The sequence below is a fragment of the Gordoniibacillus kamchatkensis genome, from assembly GCF_000829455.1.
GTDB lineage: Bacteria > Bacillota > Bacilli > Paenibacillales > NBRC-103111 > Gordoniibacillus > Gordoniibacillus kamchatkensis.
The window spans coordinates 1-22343 of the sequence record NZ_JXAK01000044.1 but is presented as its reverse complement, the minus strand read 5'-3'; the positions used below and the strand labels follow the sequence as shown (position 1 = coordinate 22343).

22 protein-coding genes and 1 pseudogene are annotated in these 22343 nt (G+C 55.0%); 6 read left to right on the top strand and 17 right to left on the bottom strand.

What is annotated here, in order from left to right; all coding sequences use genetic code 11:
- Positions 1–3 precede the first annotated feature (3 nt).
- The gene (gene pdaA / locus SD70_RS22305) at positions 4–786 is read left to right on the top strand and encodes a delta-lactam-biosynthetic de-N-acetylase (RefSeq protein ID WP_041049841.1); all 783 of its coding nucleotides are present in this window, start codon (positions 4–6) and stop codon (positions 784–786) included.
- Positions 787–1047: 261 nt separating this feature from the next.
- Positions 1048–1908: an NAD-dependent epimerase/dehydratase family protein gene (locus tag SD70_RS22300; protein WP_041049838.1), complete on the top strand. Its 861-nt coding sequence runs from the start codon at positions 1048–1050 to the stop codon at positions 1906–1908.
- A 180-nt stretch (positions 1909–2088) separates the two neighbouring features.
- Here SD70_RS22300 and SD70_RS22295 read toward each other — a convergent pair whose 3' ends face one another.
- The gene (locus SD70_RS22295; protein ID WP_041049836.1) at positions 2089–3633 is read right to left on the bottom strand and encodes an MDR family MFS transporter; all 1545 of its coding nucleotides are present in this window, start codon (positions 3631–3633) and stop codon (positions 2089–2091) included.
- Between the two features lie 172 nt (positions 3634–3805).
- Here SD70_RS22295 and SD70_RS22290 point away from each other — a divergent pair, with 172 nt between their 5' ends.
- Positions 3806–4297 carry a MarR family winged helix-turn-helix transcriptional regulator gene (locus SD70_RS22290; protein WP_041049834.1) on the top strand — a complete coding sequence of 164 codons (492 nt, stop codon included), beginning with the start codon at positions 3806–3808 and terminating at the stop codon, positions 4295–4297.
- Positions 4298–4648: 351 nt separating this feature from the next.
- Here the strand turns inward: SD70_RS22290 and SD70_RS22285 are convergent, their stop codons facing one another.
- The 16 genes and pseudogenes from SD70_RS22285 to SD70_RS22220 all read right to left on the bottom strand — a co-directional run bounded on the left by SD70_RS22285 (position 4649) and on the right by SD70_RS22220 (position 19344).
- Positions 4649–6070 (bottom strand): NAD-dependent malic enzyme, encoded by a 1422-nt coding sequence (locus SD70_RS22285; RefSeq protein ID WP_041049833.1) that lies wholly within the window; start codon positions 6068–6070, stop codon positions 4649–4651.
- A gap of 15 nt (positions 6071–6085) precedes the next feature.
- Positions 6086–7048, bottom strand: coding sequence for a VOC family protein (locus SD70_RS22280; protein WP_041049832.1), 963 nt, complete (start codon positions 7046–7048; stop codon positions 6086–6088).
- Positions 7049–7098: 50 nt separating this feature from the next.
- Positions 7099–7884, bottom strand: a complete 786-nt coding sequence (locus SD70_RS22275) for a 3-(cis-5,6-dihydroxycyclohexa-1,3-dien-1-yl)propanoate dehydrogenase (protein WP_041049830.1) — start codon at positions 7882–7884, stop codon at positions 7099–7101.
- 17 nt (positions 7885–7901) lie between these two features.
- Entirely contained in the window at positions 7902–8162 is a 261-nt protein-coding gene (locus tag SD70_RS39380; RefSeq protein WP_269432506.1) for an aromatic-ring-hydroxylating dioxygenase subunit beta, read from the bottom strand.
- A gap of 13 nt (positions 8163–8175) precedes the next feature.
- Positions 8176–8409 carry an aromatic-ring-hydroxylating dioxygenase subunit beta gene (locus tag SD70_RS39375; protein WP_269432505.1) on the bottom strand — a complete coding sequence of 78 codons (234 nt, stop codon included), beginning with the start codon at positions 8407–8409 and terminating at the stop codon, positions 8176–8178.
- The gene (locus tag SD70_RS22265; protein ID WP_231571406.1) at positions 8406–9524 is read right to left on the bottom strand and encodes an aromatic ring-hydroxylating dioxygenase subunit alpha; all 1119 of its coding nucleotides are present in this window, start codon (positions 9522–9524) and stop codon (positions 8406–8408) included. Before SD70_RS22265 ends, SD70_RS39375 begins: the two co-directional genes overlap by 4 nt.
- Positions 9478–9732, bottom strand: coding sequence for a hypothetical protein (locus tag SD70_RS38395; protein WP_231571404.1), 255 nt, complete (start codon positions 9730–9732; stop codon positions 9478–9480). The genes SD70_RS22265 and SD70_RS38395 overlap by 47 nt, the downstream gene beginning before the upstream one ends.
- A gap of 28 nt (positions 9733–9760) precedes the next feature.
- A pseudogene (locus tag SD70_RS22260) lies at positions 9761–11013 on the bottom strand (MFS transporter).
- A 74-nt stretch (positions 11014–11087) separates the two neighbouring features.
- Entirely contained in the window at positions 11088–11870 is a 783-nt protein-coding gene (locus SD70_RS22255; protein ID WP_041049828.1) for an aspartate dehydrogenase, read from the bottom strand.
- Positions 11871–11901: 31 nt separating this feature from the next.
- Positions 11902–13350, bottom strand: coding sequence for an aldehyde dehydrogenase family protein (locus tag SD70_RS22250; protein ID WP_041049826.1), 1449 nt, complete (start codon positions 13348–13350; stop codon positions 11902–11904).
- A 15-nt stretch (positions 13351–13365) separates the two neighbouring features.
- Complete coding sequence (locus tag SD70_RS22245; protein ID WP_041049825.1) at positions 13366–15063, bottom strand: thiamine pyrophosphate-binding protein; 1698 nt, start codon at positions 15061–15063, stop codon at positions 13366–13368.
- 25 nt (positions 15064–15088) lie between these two features.
- Positions 15089–15733: an SDR family oxidoreductase gene (locus tag SD70_RS22240; RefSeq protein WP_269432507.1), complete on the bottom strand. Its 645-nt coding sequence runs from the start codon at positions 15731–15733 to the stop codon at positions 15089–15091.
- Positions 15734–15936: 203 nt separating this feature from the next.
- Positions 15937–16833, bottom strand: a complete 897-nt coding sequence (locus SD70_RS22235) for a VOC family protein (RefSeq protein ID WP_052487754.1) — start codon at positions 16831–16833, stop codon at positions 15937–15939.
- A gap of 109 nt (positions 16834–16942) precedes the next feature.
- On the bottom strand, positions 16943–17473 hold the full coding sequence (locus tag SD70_RS22230; protein WP_041049822.1) for a cupin domain-containing protein: 531 nt from the start codon (positions 17471–17473) through the stop codon (positions 16943–16945).
- 175 nt (positions 17474–17648) lie between these two features.
- A complete protein-coding gene (locus SD70_RS22225) occupies positions 17649–18431 on the bottom strand; it encodes an IclR family transcriptional regulator (RefSeq protein ID WP_041049889.1) in 783 nt (260 codons plus the stop codon).
- A gap of 115 nt (positions 18432–18546) precedes the next feature.
- Positions 18547–19344, bottom strand: coding sequence for an alpha/beta fold hydrolase (locus SD70_RS22220; RefSeq protein WP_041049820.1), 798 nt, complete (start codon positions 19342–19344; stop codon positions 18547–18549).
- 198 nt (positions 19345–19542) lie between these two features.
- Between SD70_RS22220 and SD70_RS22215 the strand changes: the two genes are divergently transcribed.
- The 3 genes from SD70_RS22215 to SD70_RS40675 all read left to right on the top strand — a co-directional run.
- The gene (locus SD70_RS22215) at positions 19543–21045 is read left to right on the top strand and encodes a spore germination protein (RefSeq protein WP_156158137.1); all 1503 of its coding nucleotides are present in this window, start codon (positions 19543–19545) and stop codon (positions 21043–21045) included.
- Positions 21046–21066: 21 nt separating this feature from the next.
- Entirely contained in the window at positions 21067–22173 is a 1107-nt protein-coding gene (locus tag SD70_RS22210) for a GerAB/ArcD/ProY family transporter (RefSeq protein ID WP_041049816.1), read from the top strand.
- Positions 22170–22343: Ger(x)C family spore germination protein (locus SD70_RS40675; RefSeq protein WP_449267218.1), on the top strand; the 174-nt coding region annotated here is incomplete at its 3' end. The genes SD70_RS22210 and SD70_RS40675, both read left to right, overlap by 4 nt.

Genomic DNA, 22343 nt, shown 5'->3' with positions numbered 1-22343 from the left:
TCCATGAAACGGTTCGATATGTTAATTGCATTGCTTATTCTTACGATCGCGTTGTTCCCCGCCATTGCCAAAGCGAAAGACCAGGAGAGACCGTATCATTTTGGCTTCAAACTAAGTAAAAACGGATCGTTTCCTTCTATTGACCAAGAAGGGTTTAAAGACATTGTACAGAAACATGGGGCCATTTTTTTGGGAGATATCAGTAAAAAGGAGCTCTACCTCACCTTCGACAACGGTTATGAAAACGGATATACGGACGAAGTATTGGATGTATTAAAGGAAAAGCAGGTTAAAGCTGCTTTTTTTGTTACCGGACATTATGTAAGGAGCCAACCGGAATTAGCCCGGCGAATGGTTAACGAAGGGCATTTAATCGGGAACCACTCGTGGAGCCATCCGAATATGACCCGAATTTCAAACGAAAAAATAAAATTGGAGCTGAACAGGTTAAAGGAAGAAGTTGCAAGCTTGACTAACCAAAAGGAAATGCGTTTTATGCGCCCGCCTGCAGGGATATTCAGCGATCGATTGTTGGAGGTAAGCAAGGAAGAAGGATATACATGTGTATTATGGTCTGTTGCTTATAAAGATTGGGATCTTAATGATCAAAAAGGATGGAATTATGCTTACAAAAGTGTGATTGGACAGCTTCACCCAGGTGCCGTTATCATGCTCCATACCGTCTCCAAAGATAATGCGGAAGCTCTAGGCAAAATTATTGACGATGCCCGGCAACAAGGCTACGAATTCAAAAGCTTGGAAAGTCTGACTATTAAAAACTATTAACTTTTCGCAATTCATTCGGCTATGTGCCATCCCGTAAAAATGTCCTCCACCTAACCACTTTCTCCCGATCCGCTCATCACTTTGAAATATCCCGCCGGAATCCGCTCGCAGCCCACGACCGTCACGCATATATGTTGGCCGACGCCGGCAGCCTCCTCAGCGCTCTTTGGCAAGTGTTTACAGTATATCCATCGGTGTCTTATAATGACCTGATAAGCATACCTGTAACGCAAATAGTCATCCGCCGGAGGTTGAAGCGAAATGAAACTTGCAGTAGCCGGAGCGAGCGGAGCGATCGGCCGAGCTCTTATCCCATTATTGGTCCAGGCTGGACATGAAGTAGTCGGATTCACCCGAAACCCCGAGTATGCGGCCGAGCTGAAAAACAGCGGAGCGCAGCCCGTAATTCTGGATGTTTTTGATCGCGAGGCCGTATTCACGGCTATCCGCGAAGCCAGGCCGGACGCCGTGATTCATCAGCTCACCTCGCTGGGCACAAGAAACTTCGCTGACAATACGAGAATCCGCCAGGAAGGCACGCGCAATCTCGTCGACGCTTCACGGGCAGCCGGCGTGAGCAAAATGATTGCGCAAAGTATATCGTTCGCCTATGCGCCGGGCGAAGGACCGGCAGCTGAAGACTGTCCGCTTGATCTGGAAGCTCCTCTGCCGAGGAAATCGACGATTGAAGGCGTGCATGCTTTGGAAAGCGCTGTTGCCGAAATGCCGGAGTATGTGATTCTTCGTTATGGCCTATTTTACGGAGCCGGCACCTGGTACGCTCCAGACGGCTTTATGGCGGAGCAAGTGCGTCAGCAGCAGCTGGCTGCGACACCAGGGGTCAGTTCCTTCGTGCATATCGATGACGCCGCTCACGCTGCATTGCTTGCACTGCATTGGCCGTCCGGCTGCTTCAACATCGTCGATGACGAACCGGCTGCCGGAACCGAGTGGCTTCCGGTCTATGCAGATGCCTTAGGCGCTCCTGCACCGGCAGTCAAACAACAATTCGACAGGTGGGAACGAGGCGCTCTGAACGGCAAAGCGCTGCAGCACGGCTGGAAGCCGCGATATCGTTCGTGGCGGGACGGTTTTCGCCATGCGCTCGGTTCGCCACAGTAACGCTATGCGCTTCGGCCGACGATCGCCCGATAGAGCATCGTCCCATACCGGGCGTTTTCTGAGGGAAGCGTTAGCGTCCATAAAATAATACGAAGCCCTCGCTTCCGGCCGGTGCCGGAACGAGGGCTTTTTGCTTCGAAAGGGGTACAGGGACTCGCAGCAAATTGATTTACCGACAGCTTACGAAGACTGATTCTCTGCAGATGTAATCTCCATTTTGCTTGCCTTCCTTGTTGCCGCTGACGCCCGGTCCCCGGACATGAGGAGGACGGAGACGGTTGCAAGCGCCGCCGGAACAAGCGCCCACAGGAACGTGTGGGCAATCGAGGAAGCGAGGGCGTCGACGATTTTGTCCAACGCTTGCGGCGGTATTTGCACGCGCTTCTCCGGCGTCAATGCCGAGCGGGGGTCGAGAGCGGCGCCATCCGGGATACCCGCGGCGGTCCCGAACGCCTCTGCCAGCTTGCCCGCAAAGCTGTTCCGCTGTACAATGCCAAAAACGGTAATTCCTATCGTCATGCCCAGCGAGCGCAGGAATACGACAGACGAAGTCGCGGCGCCGCGCTGCCGCATTTCGAAGTGGTGAATGGCCGATTGAGTCAGCACGGACATGGACATACCGACTCCCATCCCGGTGACAATCATGAACATCGTTGTCAGGAAACGCGACGAAGCGGGCGATAACGTGCTGAACGAGAACATTCCGGCACTGAACAACACCGCGGAGCCGATCATAATGTTTCGGTAGCTTGTTTTCGCCGTCAGCCTTCCTCCGATTTGGCTGAACACGACGCCGGCTATGAGCATCGGCATCAAAATCATGCCCGAATTGGTCGCCGATCCCCCGAATACCCCCTGTATAAAAATGGGAATATACACGGTAGCAATCACAAAGCCGGACCCGTAAAAAAATGCCGCTGCGTTGCTGGCCGCGTACAGGCGGTTGCCGAACATGCGGAACGAAACGATCGGCGCTTCCGCTTTCGTTTCCGCGAACACAAAGCCGGCGAACAAAATCGCGAATAACAGGAACAGGCCGATCATCGCGCCGGAATTCCAGGCGTACTCGCCGCCGCCAAGCTCCAGTGCGAACATGAGGCAGACGATCGACCCGATCAGCGTAGCCGCCCCCCACCAATCGATCTTTTGCCTGGAATGCGCGACCGACTCTCGATAGAACAAAACGATAAGCAAACACGAGACCGCGCCGATCGGCACATTGACGTAAAAAATCCAGTGCCATCCGAGATGGTCCGAAATGACGGCGCCCAAGAGCGGACCGAAAATGCTGGAAGCGCCGAATACGGCCCCGGTTATTCCCGATATTTTCCCGCGTTGTTCCTGAGGAAACAGATCGAACAATATCGTGAGCGCGATGGGCATAATGGCTCCGCCGCCGATGCCCTGAATCGCCCGAAACATGCTGAGCTGAGCTATGCTTGACGAGAGCCCGCACAAGATGGACCCTATCAAAAATAAGAGGAGGCCGAACACGAAAAAACGTTTGCGGCCGTACATGTCGGACAGCTTGCCGAATACCGGCGTGCCCGCCATCGTCGTCACCATGTAAGCCGAAGTCACCCAAACGAATTGCCCCAAACCTCCGAGGTCCGATACGATCGTCCCCATCGATGTAGCGACGATCGTATTGTCCATCGACGACATGAGTATTCCGAGCATCAATCCTGCAACAACAAAGTTGATTTTGTTTGCTTGCGCAGGCATGGACAATCCTCCCCACGTATTGGATTTGGCGGTTGGTCCGTCATTGCTTCACTTCGAGCGGACCGTGTTGTACAATAAAATTACGAAGCAAAATTATTATACGTATACTTAATAAATTGTTACTGATAGTAAGTATACTTACTAAATACCTGGACGTCAAGGAGGAAATATTATGTCTAATCCGCCGCTTTCCCATAACGATTCCGGATCCTCGGACGTCGATGTGCTGGATGCGCTCATTCGCACCGCCCATTATGTAAAACGCGAGTTCGAGACGCGCCTCTCATCCATGGACATCCCTGCCTATTTAACCGGTCCGCGGCTGCGGCTGCTGCTCGCCGTTTCCGAAGCGGGCCAAATCAGAATGAGCGATTTGGCCGCAATTATGGGCATCAAGGCGATTACGGTGACCCAGTTCGTGGACGCGCTAGAAAAAGAACATTTGCTCGTACGAATGCCCGATCCGAAAGATCGCCGCGCCACGCTCGTGAAGCTGACCGACGCCGCTCCGCCCCTCGTCGAACAAGCGCGCGCAGCCGCAAAACGCGTGAAAGAGAAGCTGCTCGAGCCGTTGCCGCCGGAAATGCGCAGCCAGCTTCTCGATATTCTCTCTCGGCTTGCCGACTTTAAGAACGTGTGCATCTTCGAAACGAAAGAATCGTAGAAAGAAATAAAGCAGAACTGCCGAAAAAACGGAACAAGACGATAGATTCAAGTGTAAATAACGGAACCAATGTCCGCGCAACACGCGTCTAGACTCTCTCTGGAGAAATAACGGAACAACGGTCCGCACAATGGCTCCGTTCTGTCGAGCCGCAGGACAATCTCGAAGCGAGAGGCATCGTCTTGAGCGACGGCAAATTGGCGTGGCCAGATGAAGTGAGCCGGCCCCCCATCGCATATCCGGCTTGGCCTTTTCTCGCAGAAGACGATTCGCTCGCCAGAAAGCTTCCGAGCTCAAGATGAGTCAGAACGGCAAAAAATGGCGGTGCCTGCAGGCACCGCCATGATTCGTTCAAGCGAAACCGTGCGGAATTTTGCGCGCGACACCCGATTTCATCGCGGCCTCAATGACTTTTTTCCTGACGGTCTCGACAACCCGGTTATTGAAAACGCTCGGGATAATATACTGCTCGTTCAGTTCGTCTTCCCCGACGATCGACGCGATCGCATAAGCGGCAGCAAGCTTCATCTCCTCGTTAATTGCCGTCGCTTGGCAATCCAATGCGCCTCTGAAAATCCCCGGGAAGCACAGCACGTTATTGAGCTGATTCGGATAATCGGATCTTCCCGTCGCCATTACGCGCACGTACGGTTCAGCTACTTCCGGCAAAATTTCGGGGGTCGGATTGGCCATGGCGAACACGATAGGATCGCGCGCCATTTTCTTCAAATCTTCTACCGTAATGACGTTCGGGCCGGACAAGCCGATAAACACGTCCGCGCCATCGATAGCATCGGACAGGCTGCCCGTCACATTGTCCGGATTGGAATGCTGCGCATACCATTGAAACATCGGATTGTCGTAAGCTGCGCCCCGGTGCACGATGCCTACGGACCTCGTTGCCCCGACGATATGCTTGACGCCCGCAGCCAGCAGCATTTTCGTGCAAGCTACGCCTGCCGCGCCGATGCCGCTGAAGACGACTTTAATGTCCGACATGTTTTTGCCGACGATTTTTAACGCATTGATGAGTCCAGCCAGCATCACCACAGCCGTTCCGTGCTGGTCGTCATGAAAAACCGGGATATACAGCTCCCGCTTCAACCGCTCTTCAATTTCGAAGCAGCGGGGCGAGGAAATATCCTCCAGGTTAATTCCTCCGAATACCGGAGCGATCGATTTGACGATCGCGATGATTTCTTCCGTATTTTTCGTATTTAAACAAATCGGAAAAGAATCGATGCCCGCCATTTCTTTAAAAAGCATCGCCTTCCCTTCCATGACAGGCATCGCCGCAATCGGCCCGATATCCCCCAGGCCGAGCACGGCCGTGCCGTCGGTCACGACTGCCACCGTATTCCGCTTGATCGTCAGCGAATACGCTTTGGCGGGGTCTTCGTGCAGCGCCATGCAGACGCGGGCTACGCCGGGCGTATACACATGGGAAAGATCGTCCCTGTTTTTGATCGGCACTTTCGAATGGACTTCCAGCTTGCCTCCCAAATGCATGAGAAAGGTGCGATCGGATACGTTGACAACGCCGATTCCCGGTATTTTGCTAACGCTTTCGATCAATTCCGCTTCGTTCTCTGCATTCGATACGGAAACCGTAATATCGCGGACCGTCATATTTTTGCTTTTGCTGACAATATCTACAGCCGCTATTTCGCCGCCCGTTTCGTGAACGGCGTTGGCGATGCGAATGAAAGGAACGGCCGGTTCAATCTCCAACCTTAAAATAATCGTGTAGCTGCCGCTTGTTTGGCCTTTCATGATATTCCCCTTCCGCTAGCCGTCATATTTCTCCAACAGCTCGATGATGACTTTCCATTCCGAGACCGTATCCATGTATGCGTATTTTCCTCTCCCGTTCCAAAAGTTTCCCTTCTGAATGACGGGAAAGCCCATGTTCTCCAGCATGGCCGCTTTTTCGTCCAGGTTGTGCACGACAAACGAAATATGATGCACGCCCTCCCCGTGCCGTTCCAAATGCTCGAGCCACGTGCTCGGCGAAGCAGGGTCCGGCTCGATCAGCTCGATTTGGACGAGCGGCGTATCGATAAACGCATAGCGCGATTTGCCGTCGGTCGGCTCGCCGCGGAATACGACCTGCGTGACCTCGGGCGCTCCGGCTTCTATAATTCGCGGCTTTTCTGCGCCGAGCAGCTCGCAGTAAGCATCGATCGTCGCTTCCAGATCGCGCACAACGAAGGCGATTTGCTTGACAACGCCGGTGCCGAGCAGCGGCTCCCGCCCTTCGCGCTCTCCTTCCGCCGCAGCTGTCACCGCTTGCGGTTCTTCCCTCTCCAGCAGCTCCAGCATCGTTTTGCAGCGGCCAAACGTATCGACATAGGCGTAGCGGCCTTTGCTGGACGTAAATTCGCCGGTCTGAACGACCGGGTAGCCACGATCTCCAGACAGCTCGACTTGCCGCTTGATCCGGTCGACCTCCAATGCGATATGATGGATGCCTTCGCCCCGTTCGTCCAAAAAATCGCGCATCGTGCTTGGCGCTTCGTCCGGCTCGATCAGCTCGATCTGTACGCCGGGCGTATGGATGAATATGAGCTTGTTCCGCGCCTCGGAACGCTTGCCGTTATAGATTACCCGGGAAATATCGCTCGCTCCGGTTAAAAAGCAGTCCGGCTTCGGGATGCCGAGCAGCTTGGCGAAGCTTTCCGCCGCTTGCTCGATATCGCGTACGACAAAAGCGATTTGGTTAATTTCGTTCGTACCGTATAGAGCTTTCATGGCTCCCTCCTTTTGCCCGGTCCGGTTCAATCGGATCCGGCCCGCTCCGCCTAACCGAGCCCCCTGACGGATAGACCGCCGTCGCTGGAAATCACTTCGCCGGTAATTGCTTTCGACTTGTCCGAAGCGAGCAGCACGTAAGCCGCGACATGATCTTCCGGCTCCATGACCATGCGCATCGGATTGCGGCGCTTCACATTTTGCGCTTTCGTTTCGTTGTCGACCGTCTTCACGAACGGCTGAAGCGGCGGAATAACCTTCAGCGCCGTTAGCGTGCCGCCTGGCGAAACGGCGTTGACCCGCACGTCGGGAGCGAGTTCGAAGGCGAGCTGTCGCAGCAAACCGATTTGCGCATGCTTGCTGGCCGTATACCAGACTCCCCCGCCATCGGGATAAAACCCGGCTCCGGAGACGGTAAATATCATGTTGCCCCCGGTTTTCCGCAGCTCCTCGACGGAAGCTTTCGCCGCATAAAAGTAGCCTTTTACGTTAACGTTCATAAGGATGTCGAACGCGTCCGTCAACGCCTCCGGCGTAACGTCGGCAAATTTGGCGAATCCGTCGAACACGCCCGCGTTGGCTACCAAAACGTCCAGCTTTCCGTACGCATCTACCGCTGTACGGACCGCACGAACGTGATTTTCATACCAAGTAACGTCCCCTTCGATGCATTGCACCGAGTCTCCGTAACGATCCGCCAATTCGCGAAGCTGTTCGACGGAACGGTCAAGCACGGTCAGCCGGGCCCCTTCGGCGACAAAAGCATCGGCCACGGCCCGGCCTATTCCGGTCGCTCCGCCGGTCAAATAGACGGACTTTCCCAGCAGCTGTCCCATATTCCAGCCCCCGCTTCCTAGACGAAAATCGCCAAGTTTCTCGTATTGATCGTCGTTTGATCGATAATAAAAAACCGCTTCAGCAGCTTCCACTCGCCGTTCACGCAGGCGAACTCGTCTCTTCTTTCCCCGGAGATGATATCGTGGTGAATGTCGTTTGTCCGGTTGCGGTAAATCATCAGGTAGCTTTTGACTTGCGCTTTTTCGCCCGGAACATATTCTTCGACCCGCACATTGCTGACAAACCGGCGGGTGCGGGACGCGGAATTTCCGCCCACGCATAGTCCGACTTCAGACGCTCGACGCGCATTTCAGCGTATGCGTATCGTCCTGAAACGCATACATGTCGGTCGAATAGTCGGGGCGCTCGATCCCTTCTTTATTGACGCGAACCGGCATCCTGTATTGAATGTCGGGGTGCAGCAGCGCGAACCAGCCGTCAAAGTCGATGGCGTCGAGCAGCTCCGCTTCTTTGTACAGCCACTGCTCGAACATGAACGTCGCGATCATCCGTTCTTCGTTCATTTGCCGGCGCCTCCTTCCGGCTCGCTCATTAAATCGAGCCAGTAGCGGTAAAAATTGCGCTGGCTCGCTTCGCTGAATTTATCCGCATAGACGGTTCCCGGCCCCGGAAAATCCGTTTCCGGTTCCCGGTGCAGGCCCATCGTATAGTTGTAGGTGAAGTTTTTCTTGAAAGGAAGCGATCCTGCAGCCGCCGCCGTAATGTCGGTAAACACTTCGGTGTCGTCTTGCTCGAAAATGCCGGACGGGCTGAACGTAAACACGAACGCTTCCCGCGAACGGCGCTTCCAATCTTCGCTCGCCCGCTTCTCTACGAGGAGCCAGGTGATGACTTCCATCTTGTCGTGGGAAATCGGCCGCCACAGACGGATGGATGTGTTGGAGATGAGCTGCCCTTTCACCTTCGTATGCGAGACCAGGAACGATAAGTTCGGGAAAACGGTGCCGATCAGGTTTTTCAGGCTGCCGAGAAGCTCGTATTGCTCCGGGGACAAATTCGCCTTGTACTCGTCCCTCAGCTCCTCGGGAAAGGCGAAGTCGGGATTCGGATAGCCGATATTGCAGCCGTGCCCGTGAGACGTGTAAACCTGGTAGCCTTTTTTCGAATACGTCGCGTTCGGCACCATGCCAAGCTCGGCGATCGAGCCGTGAGTCACCATCGTATGATAGGAGTCGCCGACGAAATTGTCGGAGCCTATTTTCCAATGGGAATGGACGACAAACCGTTGAGGAGGGCCCATCACTTCCATTTCGGCTCTCCCGACCGCCAGATCGAGGTACCATTTGAAATCGCCGAGGAACTGTTCGAGCGGCTCCGGCGTTTCGTTCCACGTGCCGAATATGAGCCCTTTGTACGTGCCGATCGTGACCTTATGCAGCGACAAGCGGGCCGTGTCCAGCTGGCCGCCATAAATCTCTTTCTGCATCGGCACCCCGATCAGTTCGCCGGTGTTTTTGAACGTAAATCCGTGATAAGGGCAGGTGAATCTGCCCTTGTTCCCTTTATCCGCACGGCATAGCTTCATGCCGCGATGAGTGCACATATTATAGAAAGCGTTCATGTTTCCGCTGTCATCCCGCGACACAATAACGGAATACCCCGCCAAGTCCCGCGTCATATAGTCGCCTGCATTCGGAATTTCCGATTCGTGCCCGAGGAGCAGCCACGTTGTCATGAACACTTTTTTCGTGCTCCAGCTTATAAATGGCCGGATCCCCCAAAATATAGGCCGGAACGACGCCTTCCTCCGGGCGCATCGTTTCGTTCAAATAAGCAACCGCCTCTTCACGGGTCATTTCCCCGAGCGACAGCTCCTTGTTTCTCATCCCAATTCCCTCCTTGCACTTTACCGCATTATGCCTGACGGGCTTCTGCGGCTTCTTTTTTCAGCGTGGTCAAGTAAGCAACCAATCCGACCGCCGATACAGCAATGAGCATAATAATCGACGGAGTAAAATCGCCTCCCGCGATATCTCTCATCCAGCCCATAATATAGCTCGAAAAGCCGCCGAGCAGATTGGTGAAGCCCATAAGTCCAGCCGCGCGCCCCGCCGTTTCCTTCGTCGAAAATTTGACGACAAACAAGTTGCTCAGATGGAATACGCCGCCCTGCGTCCCCATCGCGAGACCGAGGGCGAAACCGGCGATAACCGGATTGGCCGCAACATAAGCGGCCGACAAAAACAGAACGCACAGACCGAACAAAATGGCTGCGAGCAGCCCCGGCCTTCTCGTCTTATCTGACAAAAAGCCGCAAACGAGGACGAAGCAGAGAGCAAATACCCACGAAAGCGAAGTAATGCCGGCCATCGCGTCGCGCGTAAAATGTTTCGCCTGCACCAGGTAAGTCGGCAGCCAAATGCTGATCCCGAAAAACAGGAAGGAAGCGGCGAGCATGCCGACAAATACGATCCAATAGCGGAAGTCCTGCACGAAGGAAACCGCGCCTTCCTTGTCTGACTTCGGTTCGCTGCTGCGGATGTAAGCGAGTTCTTCCCGGCTCAGGTTCGGATGGTCCTCCGGCTTGTTGCGCGCAAGGAAGATGAACATCGGAATCGTAATCAGCAGGTTGAACGCTGCGAGCATATAGAACGATACGTGCCAGCTGAACGCAGCGGTGACATAGGTCAATATGATCGCGCCTACAGCCGGGCCGAGGTAGTTGCCGGAAACCCATGCCGCCTGAGCGCGGCCGAACTCGCGGCTGTTAAACCAGTTGGAAATAAACTTGCTGGAGATCGGAATCATCATGCCTTCGCCCAAGCCGAGAATAATGCGGCTGGTTAAAAAGAGGTGATACGAGGTGGCAAGGCGCCCATGATCATCGTCAGCGACCAGACGATCAAGCCGAGAATGGCGGTTTTCCTCGCGCCCAGCTTGTCGATGACAAAGCCCCAAAACAGGTTGGAAATCGAATAGGCTATCGTAAATATAAGCGTTAGCAATCCTAGCAGCGCATTCTTGTTGGCGCCCGTCAGCCCCAAATCTTTCAAAAAGCCCGGATCGGTCTGGATAACGGAAAGTCCCAATTTGTCGATTTGTCCAAAAAACCAGAAAGTAAAGATCGGCAATGCAATATATACCCACCGCTTTTGTACGTTCACCATAGGAACATCCCTTCACATTAGTTATGAGTAGGTATCACCAATCTTATCCGATCGAGTCTTGTCTCTTCTCTCAGTCAGCCGATATGAATCGCTTGGCTTTGGTTTTTTAACGTGGACAAAATGCTTAGCGCCGCCAAATAGCTCGTTTTCGGATTGCTCGGCATCGGGTCGTTCTCCACGTGCAGATGCAGCTTGCCGAATGAACCTGTCGCTTCGATCGAGTGGTTGTTTTTCTCCACATTCGGATCGGCGATAATTTTCACATTCGTTTTGTCGGGACCGAGGCCCGCGAGCGCCAAAATAATCGAGACGTTGATGTTTTTCGGAAATAGCGCGATCGCCTCGCCGGCCGAGCCGTCGAACAGCACGGTTTCGCTGTCGATCGTCTCTTCGGTTAGCGCTTTCGGAGGCTTGCGGGTCGTAATGGTAACGGAATCGAGCTGCCCCATCGAAGCAGCCGCCTTCAGCACGTCCAAGCCGCCGATAGCGCCGGACGGCAAATAGATTTGCTTTCCGGTGCTGCGGCAAACTTCGTTCAGGCTGTCGTAGAAATGGCGGTCCGCCAACGCCCCGACGCTGATGAGCACCAGATTTTTGCCATGCTTCAAAATCGCCGCCGCATATTGCCGCACAGCCTGAATGTTGGCCGCTTCGACGACCAGGTCCATGTCGTGGCGAATAAAGTCGTCAAACTCGCGGTACTGGCGGACGCCGAAGCGCTGCACGCTGTCTGCGGACAAATCGCTTCTCGGGTCGTACACAGCCGCTATTCGGCTTCCCGGAATGACGGCGCTTGCATTGAGGCTTTCCAGCAAAAATTTGCCGATATTCCCGCACCCGATTAACCCGATATTCATCCGAATTCCCTCCCTTCGTTGCTTCGCGGTCTTAATTCGCAAAACCGTACGTATCCGTAAACAGCTCCAGCGCACAGTGGCGCGTTTCTCTGCTGAGCCCGCTCTCCTTCAGGCCCGGGAAATCGAGATGGAGATCCTGAAAAATCGTATGGTTATTGTGGAACACCGCGCCTGCCTCGAGCCGGTCCGCAAGCTCCGCAGCGCGGGCCTCGTCCGCCGTCCAGACGGAGGCGCGCAGCCCGAATTCGGTATCGTTGGCAAGGGCAACCGCTTCGTCCGCATCGGAGAACGGGATGACCGGAATGACGGGGCCGAACTGCTCCTCCTTCACGATTTCGCTGCCCTGGTCCGCGCCGGTAACGATGGCCGGCTCCATGAAGTAGCCGTCTTCCCACGTCTCCGGATTCAGCTTCCGTCCTGCTCGGATCACTTGGGCGCCGCTTTGCTGCGCACGCTCCACCAAAGACCGGACGAAGTCGAATTGCGATTTGTTGTTGAGCGGCCCCATCGTCGCGTCGGGCTGTATTCCGTTGCCGACGACAACCCGGCCAAATTCCTTGGCCAGCTTGTCTACGAGCTCTTCGTATCGCGATTCGTGAACGTAGACGCGTTTTACCGCGGAGCATACTTGTCCGGCCGCTCGCAGTATGCCGAAGCGCAGGCGCTGCACGGTGTCCGCATCGAGGACGGCGTCATCCAGCACAAGCGCGGGATCGTTGCCGCCAAGCTCCATGTACAGCTTTTTCACCGTTCCGGCCGACAGTCGCATAATTTCTTTGCCGGTTTCCGTGCCGCCGACGAACGCAATCGTCCGCACTCGCGGATCGGTGCACAGCATGCCGCCGATCATGCTGCCGGAGCCGGTCACGATATTGATGACGCCGGGCGGAAAATGCGCCGCGACAATTTGCAGAAACGTCATGACGGTAAGCGGGCAGTTCGTCGCCGGCTTGACGATAACCGTATTGCCGGCAAGCACTGCCGGTACGACCCGCTTGAAGGTCAAAATGAGCGGCGAATTCCAAGGGGTGATGACCGCCGTAACGCCGCGCGGCCGTTTGCGGATTTGTACTTTTTGCGCTCCGCTCTCCAGCTTCTCCGGATGCCACCACTCCAGCAGCTCTTCGGCTCCCCCCGCCATAATTTGCACGCAGCGGAGCAAGTCTTTTTTCGCTTCCACCAGCACTTTGCCGTTCTCGCGGACAAAGAGCGGCACGTTTTGCTCGACAACCGCCTGCAGCTCGCGGGCTGCGGCGCTCATCCGGTTCGCCCGGTCGGCAAGCTCCGAGCGGGACCACGATGCGAACGCATCGGCCGCGCTGTCGATCGCCTCCGCTACGTCCTGCTTCGTGCATAGCGCAACTTCGCCGACAATCTCGCGCGTGCTAGCCGGGTTATGGACTGTTGCCGCATCGGACGCTTTGCGCCATTGTCCGCCGATCAAGTAACGCGCGGAAACGTCCGGCCATCCTGTAGTCATGGCGCGCCCTCCTTTTTATGACAATTTTTTCGGTTTGAACGACTCGGCAGCTCCCGGAGGGCCGCCGAACGGCTTCGCCATCGGTCCGACCGCATTCATATCGACGACGATCATCGAAGGCCTTCTTGCCGCGACAGCTTTCTTCAGCTCGGCGACGAAAGCTTCGGGCGATCCGATTCGGACCGCGTCAAACCCCATCGCCTCGCTCAGCTTCACGAAATCCGGGCTGAGCAAATCGACGGCGACTTGCCGGCCGTAAGCCGCTTCCTGAATGTTGCGCAGCACGCCGTAGCCGGCATCGTCAAACAGAACGACGATAATCGGCAAATTTTCCTGGACGGCAGCCGCCATTTCGCCGACGTTGACCATAAATCCGCCGTCGCCGGCCATCAGCACAACTACCCTGTCCCTGTCGCCCGCTTGCGCTCCGATCGCTGTCGGCAAGCCTTGCCCGATGCCGCCGCCGGAAGCATGAATGGACGTGCGCGGCTCGTAAATGTCGAACAGCCGGCTTCCCCACACGTTGGCTTGCACCGTTACGTCGCGCACGAGAATCGCATTGCGGGGGAGGACGCTTCGCATGCCGTCAAGCATTTGCTCGTAAGGGCCGAGCGTTGCCCGCAAATGGGCGCGCAGCTCGTCACGCACAGCTTTCACTTCGGCCAAGTAAGCGGCGTCCGGCTTCAAGCTGTATGCTTCAAGCGACTGCAGCACAGCTTGCAAAATCTCCTTGGCATCTCCGACAAGCCCGTACGCCGCGCCGTAGTTCCGGTTGACCGCATGCCAGTCGGCATCGATGGAAACGTGCATCTCCGGCACCGTCACTTTCCAGTTGGACGTTTCGTTTCCCCTGAACCGGACGCCGACGCTGATCAGCAAATCGGACTTTTGCAGCAGCTGCTTCGTGAGTTCCATCGCGGCAAAATGGCCGATGCATTGCGGATGATCTTCCGGGATCGAGCCTTTGCCCGATTGGCTCGTGATGACGGCAGCGCCGAGCGTTTCGGCAAGCTGCTTGATTTCGGCGGACGCCCCGGCCGAAATGACCCCGCCGCCGGCCCAAATAACCGGCCGTTTCGCGGCGGCGATTCGGTCCAAAAGTCCGGCAGGCAGCTTCGGAAGCGCTTTATCCTGTACGGAAACGGGAACGCTCATCTGTTCCACCCGGCTGTCCGGAATGATCGCCGACTGGTAATCGATCGGAATTTCCAGCGTCACCGGTCCGGACGGCGCGCTCAGCGCTTCGCCGATCGCTTTGCGCGTGACGGCGGCGGCCTGATCCGGCCTCGTCAAACGATAAGCCCGTTTGCAGCAGCCTTCCATCATCGCAAGCTGATCCTTCATTTCATGAATGTAGCCTCTTCCCGTTCCCAGGTACGGAGACGCCACTTCCCCCGTCACATGCAGGAGCGGAACTCCCGCGGCCCAAGCTTCGACAAGCGAACCTGCCGCATTGCCCGCTCCGGTTCCCGTGCTCGTAATGACGACGCCGAGCTTCCCCGTCGCTCTGGCATAGCCGTCGGCCATATTTACCGCGCCGCTTTCCCCTCTGGCGCAAACGAGATGGATGCTGCCTTCGCGGAGAATCGCATCGTAAATCGGCATATTGTGAATGCTGACGATGCCGAAAGCGATGCCGACTCCGGCGCGCACCAGCTCCCTTACGACCGCATCCGCTGTAGTAAACACTGCCTGCTCTTGTTGCGTGGTCATTATGGTTCCTTCCTTCTCCATAGCTTTACAACGCTTTGCCGATGCCTCCGGCTACTTCGACCGTACTGCCCGACACATAACTGGCCCGCGCCGAGGACAGGAACAAAATAACCGAAGCCACTTCCTCCGCCTCCCCGACTCGGCCGAGCGGAATATTCCGCTTCTGCGCCAGATCGGCGTAATACTCGGCGGGGGCCATATCGGGAGCGTTCTTCTTCCGTCTGCGTTCCCATTGATCCGTCCGAATCAGCCCCAGGCTGACCGAATTGACCAAAATGTTGTCGGGCGCCAGCTCGTGGGCCAGCGTCTTGCTCAAGTTCAGCAACCCCGCTCTTGTCGCGGCGGTTGCCACCATGTGGCGCTCCGGCTCTTTCGCGAGAGTAGCGTTAATGTTGACAATTCGGCCGCCGCCCGCTTGCTTCAAATAAGGATAGGCGGCGCGAACCGCGTGAATCACGGAAAAATATTTCAGATCGATTTGCTCCTGCCACTGCTCGTCGGTAATGTCGAAAAAGTAACCCATCACGCTTTGTCCCGCCGCGTTGATCAAAATATCGATGCCGCCCAGGGCACCGGCCGCCGCTTCGACGAATGCGTTTACATCGGGCTTTTTTCGTAACGTCGCACGTTTGGGCGAAAATGCGCTCTTCCGGGCCGAAAGCGAGCAAATGGCGGCGGGCGTTCTCCATCCGTTCCGGACTCCGTCCGCATACCGCGACCTTGGCTCCTTCCTGCAAAAACATTTCCGCCGCCTTGAGGCCGACGCCCGAAGTTCCGCCCATAATGACGGCCGTTTTATTTTGCAATCCCAAATCCATCGCAAAACGACTCCTTTTCTCGCTCCGGCCGATTGCTTGTATGCCGGAGCCGTTTTTACGCCCAGCCCGGGTCCGGTTTTCCCGCCATCGCAGCGCGGGTTTCCGGCGACGGAGGACCTGCGACCATCCAGCGGTCCATCAGATGGGGAACGCGCTTCCACACTTTCGCTTCCCATTTCGATTCGTCCTCGATCGTGTCCAAATAACACGTGTACTCCATCACATAGCCCGCAGGATCTTGAAAATAGCAGAACACGTTGTTGCCGGGACCGTGTCTGCCCGGACCCCAAATTTCTTTCAGCCCGGCTTTTCTGACGTTGCTGATCCCGCGCATCAATTCGTCGACAGTACCCACTTCATAAGCGATATGGTTGACGGACGTATGCGCCGCCTGGTTAAAGGAAATCGAGTGGTGGCGCTTGTTGCAGCGGATAAACACCATCTGATGCTCGCTCCAGTCCGACACCTTGAAGCCGAGCACGCCGGTATAAAATTCAACCGCCCGGTCGATATCGACGGTATTGAGGACGACATGGTTCAAATAGACCGGATTCATGTTTTTGCGCTTCCATTCGGAAGTATGAATCTCGACCCAGCACGACAGTTCGATGACCCGGTTCTCCGGATCGGCGAAGCGAAGCCCGTAGCCTTTGCCCGCTTCGTCCAAATATTGCGGAGGCGTTACGATGCGCACGCCCTTCGCGGCAAGAAGCTCCGCGGCCCGGTCGACCGCTTGCTTATCCACCATGCCGAACGATAGATGGTGCAGGCCTACCGAATCGTCGCGGTGCAGGCTCAAAATGTGATGCTCCGGGCCCGCTCCGCGAAAGCAGACGGCGTCTTCCGTTTCGTCCACTTTGTCAAGCCCCCATACTTGCTCGTAGAAATCGGCCTGCTCCTTCAGCACGGGGGTGCGTAATGCTATATGTCTCAAATGAGTGATGCCAATCACGTGCAACACCGCCTTCTTTTTGCGAAATCTCGGGCCAAGCGGCGGAACGCCGCGGCTCTTTGTGAAAGATGGAGGTCTTGCGGACCTCCATATAGGGAATAGTTCGAGGTTATGAATTTTTGATAATCGCTTCGCGCTCTTTCGCCCGCTTGATTCGCAGCTCTTCCAGCGCGCTTCCCGGCGGGTAAGTCGGAAGGTTCGGCTTGCTTGCTCCCAGCATAACGAGCATGAGCGCTTCTTCGTCGCCTACGTTTTTGACGCCGCGCTGCACGCCCGGCGGACAGCTGATGCAGTCTCTTTCGCCGAGCGGGATTTCGACCGTCTCGCCGTTCAGCTCCACCATAGCGTTAATTTTTCCTTTGATAACGAAGAACACTTCCTCGACGTCGTCATGCAGATGAAGCGGCCCAATGCAGCCTTGCGGCAGCACCATCGTGCTGAGCGTAAAATGGTCCGCCTGGATGACGTTCGCATCGTTGTTAGCGGTTGCACCGCGGCCGATGTAACGCATTTGCGCGCGCTTGTAGCGCGGGTCGATCTCCTCCTGGAATTTCAGAACGTTCCAGTCCAGCTTGCGGTTGCTCAGTCGTGCCACATATGTTTTTTCGAATTCTTCAGCCGTCATTTTCTGTACAGACATCGAAGTGTCCACCTTTCAGCATCAGTATTATGTTTTATATACAAAACAATGTTTCGTATATGTATCAATTGTAAATCCACTGCAACGAACGTGTCAATATGTAAGCGATAACAAATTTATAGCAAAAAGAAAAACCAGGATATAAGCAGCCGCTTATCCTGGTCCTCATATCGTTTTATTGATGGCCGAAGCCCATAAATCCCGACAGCTTGCCGGTCGTGTCCAGCAGCCTGGGCAAAGCCTTTTCGCGAATAAACGCGTCATCGAAAAATGTTTCCGCGGCAACGACGTTGACCGCTGCCATCACCGCTCCGCTTTGGTTAAAGATCGGGGCCGCAATCGAGCTGATGCCTTGCTGGAATTCGCTGTTCGTCATCGCGTAGCCGCGCTCCCTGATGAGACGCAGCTCGGCTTCCAAATCGGCGATCAGCGTCTTCGTTTGCTGCGTATAAGGCTTCAATTCCGCGCCGCGTAATATGCTCCTCAGCTTGTCTGGCGGCTGAAACGCCAGCAGCAGCTTGCCGTTTGCGGTCGCATGGGCCGGAAAACGCATTCCGGTATTCACGAATATCCCCTTAAACCCGACAATCCGGGCATGGCCGACATAAACGACCTCCGCCCCGTCGAGAATGGACAAATATACCGATGCCCCCGTATCGTCGCGCAGCTGCTCCAAATACGGCTGGGCGATTTCCGGCAGCTGAAGCGAGTGCAAGTACGAAAAGCCGAGCTCCAGCACTTTGGGAGCGAGCTGATACCGTTTCGTTTGCTCGTCCTTATGCACGTACCCGAAGCTTTGCAGCGTGCTCAGCAAACGGAAAGGCACCGTCCGGTTCACGCCAAGCTTGCTGGCGATTTCGTTCAGCGAGAGCGTCGGCTCCTCGGCACTGAACATTTTCAGTATTTCCAGCCCCCGTATTAAAGCGTTGGAGGAATACCGGTCTTTTTCCGTTGTCACAACGACCGTCACGTCCTTATTTCGGAAATGAATGAACATGAATAAAACCGCAAAAGCACCTTTATCATACCAATATTTTAAACGCTAACCAAGAGGAAGCGGCTGCCGCAACCCGTCACGATTGCTTTCCCGTCAGAAATTCGATAACGAACCCGTTGAACGTTTTCGGATCTTCCTGATAGCACAAATGGCCGGCGTTAGGAACGATGCGAAACAGGGAATGGGCTATTTGGCGATGGAAAATGAGCCCGTCGCTAACCGGAGTTACTTTGTCCAGTTCCCCGTAGATGAGCAACGCAGGCATGGAGATGCGCGGCAAAAGCTCGGTCTGATAGGCGTTCGACAGCGAATAGGCAACCGATTTATACCCGGCGGGCCGAATTTGGGCCATGATGGACTTCGCCCGTTCCCGAACCTCCTCCGCTGCTTGCGGTGCCAGCATGTCGCCGATCCGTCTGTCGGCGATTTCCGCCGGAGTCAGCGTACCGATGTTCTTCAGCCTGTTTTGCAGCCTTCGCTCGTTCTCTTCTGCGCTTAAAGCGGAAGCCCCTCGCGTGGCATCGGCCAGAATAAGCGCTTTCACCAGCTCCGGGTACCGGCTGCTTAACTCAATGGCAATGGCGGCGCCCATCGAATGGCCAAGCAGGTAGATAGCTTTGTATCCAAGTTTGTCGATAAACGCTTTCAAGACGTCAGCGAACTGCTCAAAGCTGCGGAATTGTTCCTTCGGGTCCGAGCTCCGGCCGTAACCGGGAGCGTCCCAGGCTATGACGGTAAAATGATGCTGCAATTCGGCAAGCTGCTGCACCCAGGACTGGGAATTGTTGCTCATGCCATGAAGCAGCAGCAGAGGAAATCCGTTCCCGCTAATTTCGTAATAGATCGACAGGTCTCCCGCTTGTGCGTAAGGCATCTTGTATTCCTCCGCTTTTAGGTTGTTTTATATACGAAACATAGTTTCAATAATATGCGCAGCGAGTTGAGTTGTCAATCCAGTATGTCATACAAGCGCCTCCCTCCTCGATCCTAAATTTCGGCCGGCTCCATGCATAAAAAGGAAAGGAACGTTTACTCTACAAAGTATCGAACTTGTCGAAGGGAACTTATCCCAATGATTGACCTACAGCAAAACCTTTTCCCGGATTTGCAGCAAAATGAGCAAATGCTCCGCTCGCTATATCCCAATTGTTCGGATGTCGTCTACCGCTCTTTTCTCGTCGGCGGCACCGTGAACGCCCTGCTCGTCTATATCGAAGGCTTGTCCGATACGTCCGGAATTGAAGAGTATGTCATCGCTCCGCTCATGCGGGAAGACCTCGGCGTAGTCGACGGCATCGGGCAACTTGCCGCCGCGTGCATTTTCGTCTCCCAAACGAAGGAATTCACCACGTTTGCGGAATGCCTTGAGCATCTTTCGAACGGGTACCCGGTTCTGCTGTGGGATAACGAAGCATGCGGCGCCGCTTTGGGCCTCACGAAATGGGAAAAACGGTCGATTGAAGAGCCTGTGGCGGAGACGGGAATCAGGGGACCGCGCGAAGGCTTTACCGAAACGCTGCGCGTCAATACGTCGCAAATCCGCCGTATCATCAAAAGCCACCTGCTGAGAATGGAAGCGGTAAAACTCGGCGAATACACGCGCACCAATGTCGTTCTCGTGTACATTGAAGGACTCACGGACAAAACGCTGGTGGAGGAAGCCAGAACCCGGCTGAGCCGCATACGGATCGACGGCATCATGGAAAGCGGGTATATCGAGGAGCTGATCGAGGACCAGGGGTACTCGCCGTTTCCGCAGCTGCTGAACACCGAACGGCCCGACGTCGTTTGCAGCTGTTTGCTTGAGGGGCGGATTGCCATTTTGACGGAGGGGTCGCCGTTTGCCTTAATCGCTCCCATCACGCTTTTCACTTTATTTCAGTCGCATGAAGATTATTATCAACGGTTTCTCGTTTCCACCGTTCTTCGGTGGCTCCGTTACAGCTTTATTTTGATTTCCCTGCTGCTGCCTTCGCTGTATGTGGCGATACTTACGTATCATCAGGAAATGGTCCCGGGCTCCCTGCTGATCAGCATGGCGAGCTCGCGGGAAGCGGTGCCGTTTCCGGCGCTGATCGAAGCGCTCATTATGGAGATCGCCTTCGAGGCGCTGCGGGAAGCGGGCGTGCGCTTGCCCAAGCAGGTAGGTGCCGCAGTCAGCATCGTCGGTGCGCTCGTCATCGGCCAAGCGGCGGTTCAAGCCGGCCTTGTGTCGGCGCCGATGGTGATCGTGGTTGCCATCACCGGCATCGCTTCCTTCATGATTCCGCGTTATATCGCCGGGATCGCCGTACGGCTACTTCGTTTTCCGCTCATCCTATTGGGGGGGTCGCTCGGTTTGCTCGGCGTCATGATGGGCATTATCATCCTCGTGCTCCATCTGTGCAGCTTGCGTTCGTTCGGCGTTCCTTACTTGTCGACCATAGCCACTCCCCATATGTCCGAATTGAAGGATGTTTTGGTCCGGGCTCCTTGGTGGAAACTGGATACGCGTCCCCGTTTGACGGGGAAGTATAACAAATACCGGCAGCCAACCGGGCAAAAGCCTGGACCAGCGCGGGGAGATGACTCATAATCCGAAAAGTGGTGAAAGGCGATGTTGGAGAAAGGGCGAATTTCGGCCTTCCAAATGGCGATTATGATGTATCCGACTGTCTTGGCAACGGGATTCCTTGCACTTCCGACCATCACGGCCCAATATGCCAACAACGATCTTTGGCTGACGGGTATTGTCGCCTCGTTATCGGGTTTTCTCGCCATTTTTGTGACGACCCGGCTCCACGAGCTTTACCCGAAACAAACGATAATCGAGTCCAGCGAGCATATCGTCGGGAAAATACCCGGAAAAATGCTCGGCATCGCATACTTTCTGTTTTTTATGCATGTCACCGGCTTCATTTCCCGGGAGTATGCCGAATTCGTGAAAGGAAATTTTCTGTTCAAAACCCCGATTATACTCATCATTGCCTCGATCGTCCTGCTCGCCGCATTAGCCGTGCGAGGCGGAGTGGAAATGTTGGCCAGAAGCGCGGTGATCTTCACGCCAATCTTTATTTTGCCTCTATTTTTTCTTTTGCTTCTCATCCCCGACCTCGACACAGGAAACCTGCTTCCCGTTCTTCATCGCGGATTCGTTCCTGTGCTGAAGGGGACGGCCACACCGCAGGCTTGGCTTTCGGAGTTCTTTTTAATGACCTTTTTGCTCCCTACCCTGACTTGTCCGGATCAAGGAAAAAAATGGGGCCTTATTTCGCTCATCGTCATTGTGTTAAGTATGACGTATGTGAATTTGATGACTTATTCTGTGTTTGGTATCGATACAGGCAATAAAACTTCCCCCATGCTGATCGCTTTCCGCTATATCCGGCTTGGCGATTTCTTCGAAAATCTGGAGGCAGTACTGTTAGCCATGTGGGTCGTCGGCAATTTTGTGAAAATCAGCATGTTTTTTTATGCGACCGTCCTTTCTTTCGCACAATGCTTTACTTTATCGGATTACCGTCCCACGGTTTTACCGATCGGCATTCTGATCGTTGCGTTCAGCCTGTTCGATTTGCCGAGCTTCCCGGTCATGGCATCCGTTATCAGATACGCAATCCCTTTCTACCTGCCGGCGTTTTTGGTCGTCATTCCGCTCGTTCTCCTTATTGCGGCCGTTCTGCGCAAACCCCAAAGAACCGGTAAGGGGGAGCAAGCCCCATGAAATCGTTGATCAGGCTCGCGATCTTCAGCGCGTTGTTGTCGCTGCTGCCCGGCTGCTGGGACCGTACGGAGCTGAACGATCTCGCTCTCGTTACGGCGCTTGTATTCGACAAGGCGGAGAACAACCAAATTCAATTGACTGCGCAAATCATTATTCCGCAAAATCAGGGC